The organism is Brevundimonas sp. (assembly GCF_036399195.1).
In the GTDB taxonomy this organism is placed as follows: Bacteria; Pseudomonadota; Alphaproteobacteria; order Caulobacterales; family Caulobacteraceae; genus Brevundimonas.
Genome location: NZ_DASWNO010000142.1, coordinates 1 through 3,530 on the forward strand (window position 1 = coordinate 1; position 3,530 = coordinate 3,530).

Consider the following 3,530-nt stretch of genomic DNA (forward strand, 5'->3'; position numbering starts at 1 on the left):
TCCCTTCCAGAAGGACGGCGGGCTTCGACTGGTGCAGGGCGACCTCGGCCGCGCCGTGATCAAGGTCTCGGCGGTCAAGCCCGAGAACCGGATCGTCGAGGCCCCCGCCGCCGTGTTCGAGACGCAGGAGGACGCGCTGAAGGCGTTCAACGACGGCCGGCTGGACCGCGATGTGGTCGTGGTGCTGCGCTTCCAGGGCCCGCGCGCCAACGGCATGCCCGAGCTGCACAGCCTGTCGCCCGCCCTGAGCGTGCTGCAGGACCGCGGCTACAGGGTCGCCTTCGTCACCGACGGCCGCATGTCCGGCGCCTCGGGCAAGACGCCGGCGGCCATCCACGTCTCGCCGGAAGCGCTGGCGGGCGGGCCTCTGGCCCATCTCCGCGACGGCGACGTGATCCGGCTCGACGCCGAGGCGGGAATCCTGACCACCGTCGGCGCCGGCGACTTGGCGGCGCGGCCTGCGGCCGACCGCTCGCCCGCCAACGCGGAGGCCTCGAGCTGGGGCTATGGCCGGGAGCTGTTCGCCGCCTTCCGGCATGTGGTCTCGACCGCCGAAGAGGGCGCGTCGATCTGTTTCGCGCCGGCCGTCGGCGCGGTCGGCGGCGCGGACACGCCGCCCGATCCCAACCTCGTGGACCGCGCGGTGGACGCGTGAGCGCCTCCGGCGAGACCGTCCTTGTCGGCGACGTCGGCGGGACCAACGCCCGGTTCGCCCTCGCGCGCCGCACCGACGGCGGCTTCGCCCTCGAGCATCACCAGAGCTTCCCCGCCGCGCAGGTCCCCACCTTCCTCGAAGCCGTCAAAGCCTTCATCGAGGGCTGTCCGGCCAAGCCGGCGGGAGGCGTTCTTGCGGTGGCGGGGCCGATACTCGACGGCGAGGTCGACCTGACCAACTCGCCCTGGCGGATTTCGGAGGCCGAACTGACCTCCCTGGGTCACGGCGCGATCCGGCTGATCAACGATTTCGAGGCCCTGGCCTGGGGCGCGCCGCTGGTCCCGGCGGACGACCTCGCCTCGCTGGGCGGACCGGAGCAGGGAGACCCTCACGCCGCAATCTCGGTGGTCGGGCCCGGGACCGGGTTCGGCGTCGCGACCCTCGCCCGCGACGCGCAGGGCCGGGAGATCGCCCTACCGTCAGAAGGCGGGCATGTGGGTTTCGCGCCGGACGACGCCGTGGAGGACGAGATCCTGCGCATCCTGCGCGCTCGCTATGGCCGGGTCTCGGTCGAGCGGCTGATCTGCGGCCCGGGGCTCGTGACCCTGCATGCGGTGCTGGCCCAGATCGAGGGTCGGGATGCGGACCTGACCGAGCCTGCGGCGATCACGGCACGGGCGCTCGGCGATCCAGCCAGCCCGGCCGCGGCGACCCTCACGCGCTTCTGCGGCATCCTCGGCGCGCTGGCTGGAGACATCGCCCTGATCACGGGCGCTCGCGGCGGCGTCTATGTCGCGGGCGGCATCGCACCCCGCATCCTGCCGTTCCTCCAGACGAGCCCCTTCCGGCGCCGGTTCGACCGCAAAGGCCGTTACCAAGGCTATATGGAGCGAATACCGACCCGGGTGATCCTGCACAAACAGGCGGCGCTGCTCGGCGCCGCCCGGGTGGCGTTCACGGGATAAGTGATCTGCCCGACATTTTTTTCACAGAGGCGTGAACCGAAGCTGTGCGGCAGAGTTATGTGGGTTCCACTCTGGAAGGACATCCCTCATGCGTAAACTGATCATCGCCTCCGTCGCCGCCTTCGCCCTGGCCGGCGTCGCCGCTTGTGAGAGCCAGGCCGACAAGGCCGCCGAAACCCAAGCCGACGCTCTGGAAGAGCAGGCCGCAGCCGCTCCGACGGAAGCCGCCGAAACCGCCCTGAACGAAAAGGCCGACATGGTCGAGCAGCAAGGCGGCAACGCCGACGGCGGCATGACCACCGAGAACACGCCGAACACCTCGCCCTCGACGGCGAACCCGGCTCCGGCCCAGTAAGACGGAGAGACCCGGGGGTTCATGATCCCCGGTTCGCCTTCGGAAACGGTCAGGCCCCCGTCGCGCACGCGGCGGGGGCTTTTCCGTGGGCGTCAGCCCTTCTTCGGCGGCCAGGGGATGAAGGCGCTGGTCCGACGGACGTAGTCCTCATAGCCGGGCTTCGACTTCTTGCTGGCTGTCTCGGTGATGCCGATGCCCGACCAGCGGGTCAGGGTGAAGGTGAGGAACAGCGGCCCGGCGACCGACCACAGCCCCGGCCCGGTCTCGGCGGCGATCAGATACAGGCCCCACCAGACGCAGGCGTCGCCGAAATAGTTCGGGTGCCGGGTCCAGCGCCACAGGCCCGTGTCCAACACCTGGCCCTTGTTCTTCGGATCTCGCTTGAACGCCGCCAGCTGGGCGTCGCCGATGCTCTCGAAGCCGATGCCGACCACGGCCAGGACGGCGCCGGTCCAGCCGATCCACCCGACCTGCGGCTCGAACGCCACCTGACCCAACTGCACCGGCAATGAGGTCAGCCAGCTGAGCACCGCTTGGGGCAGGAAGACGAACAGCAGGGCGGTCTTGCCGAACGACCAGCCCTTGGTCCGTTCCTGGTTCTCGACGATCTCCACATAGCGGTTGTCAGCCCCGTGCCGGCGCCAGCGGCTAAGCAGATGCCACCCGAGACGCAGAGCCCACACCGCCACCAGCCACAGCAAGAGCCATTTGCGCGTGGCGTCGCCGTCCGTACGCGCGAAGGTGACGAGGGCCAGCATCAGCATGCCCAGCGGCCAGACCCCGTCGATGAAGCTGACGTCCTTCAGTCGCAGAGACAGGCCCCACAGGGCGACCATCACCGCGACGATCAGGGCCAGGTTCAGGCCCAGAAGGGCGGCGATTTCAGTCAGGCTCATGGCTCAAGGAACGCTGCCGCTCCGCCTCCGGATGCAGGGGTCAGTATGCGGGGTTCAGTCGACGCAGAGCGTAGCCTCGGCCTTGCCGTCCTCAACGCGGGTGAAGCAGCCGAAGCGGTTGCTGTCGGCCTGGCACTGCCCGACCACGGCCGCGCCCTGGACCGCTCGAGCGGCCACGTCCGCGACCCGGCACTCGCCCGCGCACTGCTCGCCGTCGGTGCAGCGCTTGCCGGCGTCGGCGTAACGGACCACGCACTGCATGGTCTGCATACGCCCGACCGGCTGCATCCGCCCTCCGCGCGCAAGGCAGTCGGCTGCGGCCGGGCTCTCGGCGACCTGCACGGGAGCCGGCTCATTGCCGAAGCCCAGCTCGCCCTTCTCGGCGACGGGCTGGCAGGCAGCGGCGAGCAGAGCGGCGGCCACGATCAACAGGCGTTTCATGCCAGCCGTCCCTTCTCGAATCCGGTCCAGACGTCGTCGTAGTCCAGCTGCATCGTCGGCGAGGTTTGCGCCCATTCGGTGGTCCGGATCGGCATGCGCGTCTCGAACATGAAGGCGAGGGTGTTCTCGATCCTGACCGGCTTCAGCTCCGCCGCCACCGCCTTGTCGTAAGACGCCTGATCCGGGCCGTGGCCGCTCATGCAGTTGTGCAGACTGGC

General features: G+C 69.9%; 6 protein-coding genes. 3 read left to right on the forward strand and 3 right to left on the reverse strand.

The window, feature by feature from the left end; genetic code table 11:
• The 3 genes from VGB60_RS06710 to VGB60_RS06720 form a co-directional block, all read left to right on the forward strand.
• Positions 1 to 655: dihydroxy-acid dehydratase (locus tag VGB60_RS06710; protein ID WP_331037492.1), on the forward strand; the 655-nt coding region annotated here is incomplete at its 5' end.
• Positions 652 to 1,620 (forward strand): glucokinase, encoded by a 969-nt coding sequence (gene glk, locus VGB60_RS06715; RefSeq protein ID WP_331037493.1) that lies wholly within the window; start codon positions 652 to 654, stop codon positions 1,618 to 1,620. The genes VGB60_RS06710 and glk, both read left to right, overlap by 4 nt.
• An 88-nt stretch (positions 1,621 to 1,708) precedes the next feature.
• A complete protein-coding gene (locus tag VGB60_RS06720; protein WP_331037494.1) occupies positions 1,709 to 1,975 on the forward strand; it encodes a hypothetical protein in 267 nt (88 codons plus the stop codon).
• A 92-nt stretch (positions 1,976 to 2,067) separates the two neighbouring features.
• Here the strand turns inward: VGB60_RS06720 and VGB60_RS06725 are convergent, their stop codons facing one another.
• The 3 genes from VGB60_RS06725 to VGB60_RS06735 form a co-directional block, all read right to left on the reverse strand.
• Positions 2,068 to 2,871 carry a DUF1295 domain-containing protein gene (locus tag VGB60_RS06725; RefSeq protein ID WP_331037495.1) on the reverse strand — a complete coding sequence of 268 codons (804 nt, stop codon included), beginning with the start codon at positions 2,869 to 2,871 and terminating at the stop codon, positions 2,068 to 2,070.
• Positions 2,872 to 2,925: 54 nt separating this feature from the next.
• A complete protein-coding gene (locus VGB60_RS06730) occupies positions 2,926 to 3,312 on the reverse strand; it encodes a hypothetical protein (RefSeq protein ID WP_331037496.1) in 387 nt (128 codons plus the stop codon).
• The coding region (locus tag VGB60_RS06735) for a homogentisate 1,2-dioxygenase domain-containing protein (RefSeq protein WP_331037497.1) at positions 3,309 to 3,530 on the reverse strand (222 nt) is incomplete at its 5' end. The genes VGB60_RS06735 and VGB60_RS06730, both read right to left, overlap by 4 nt.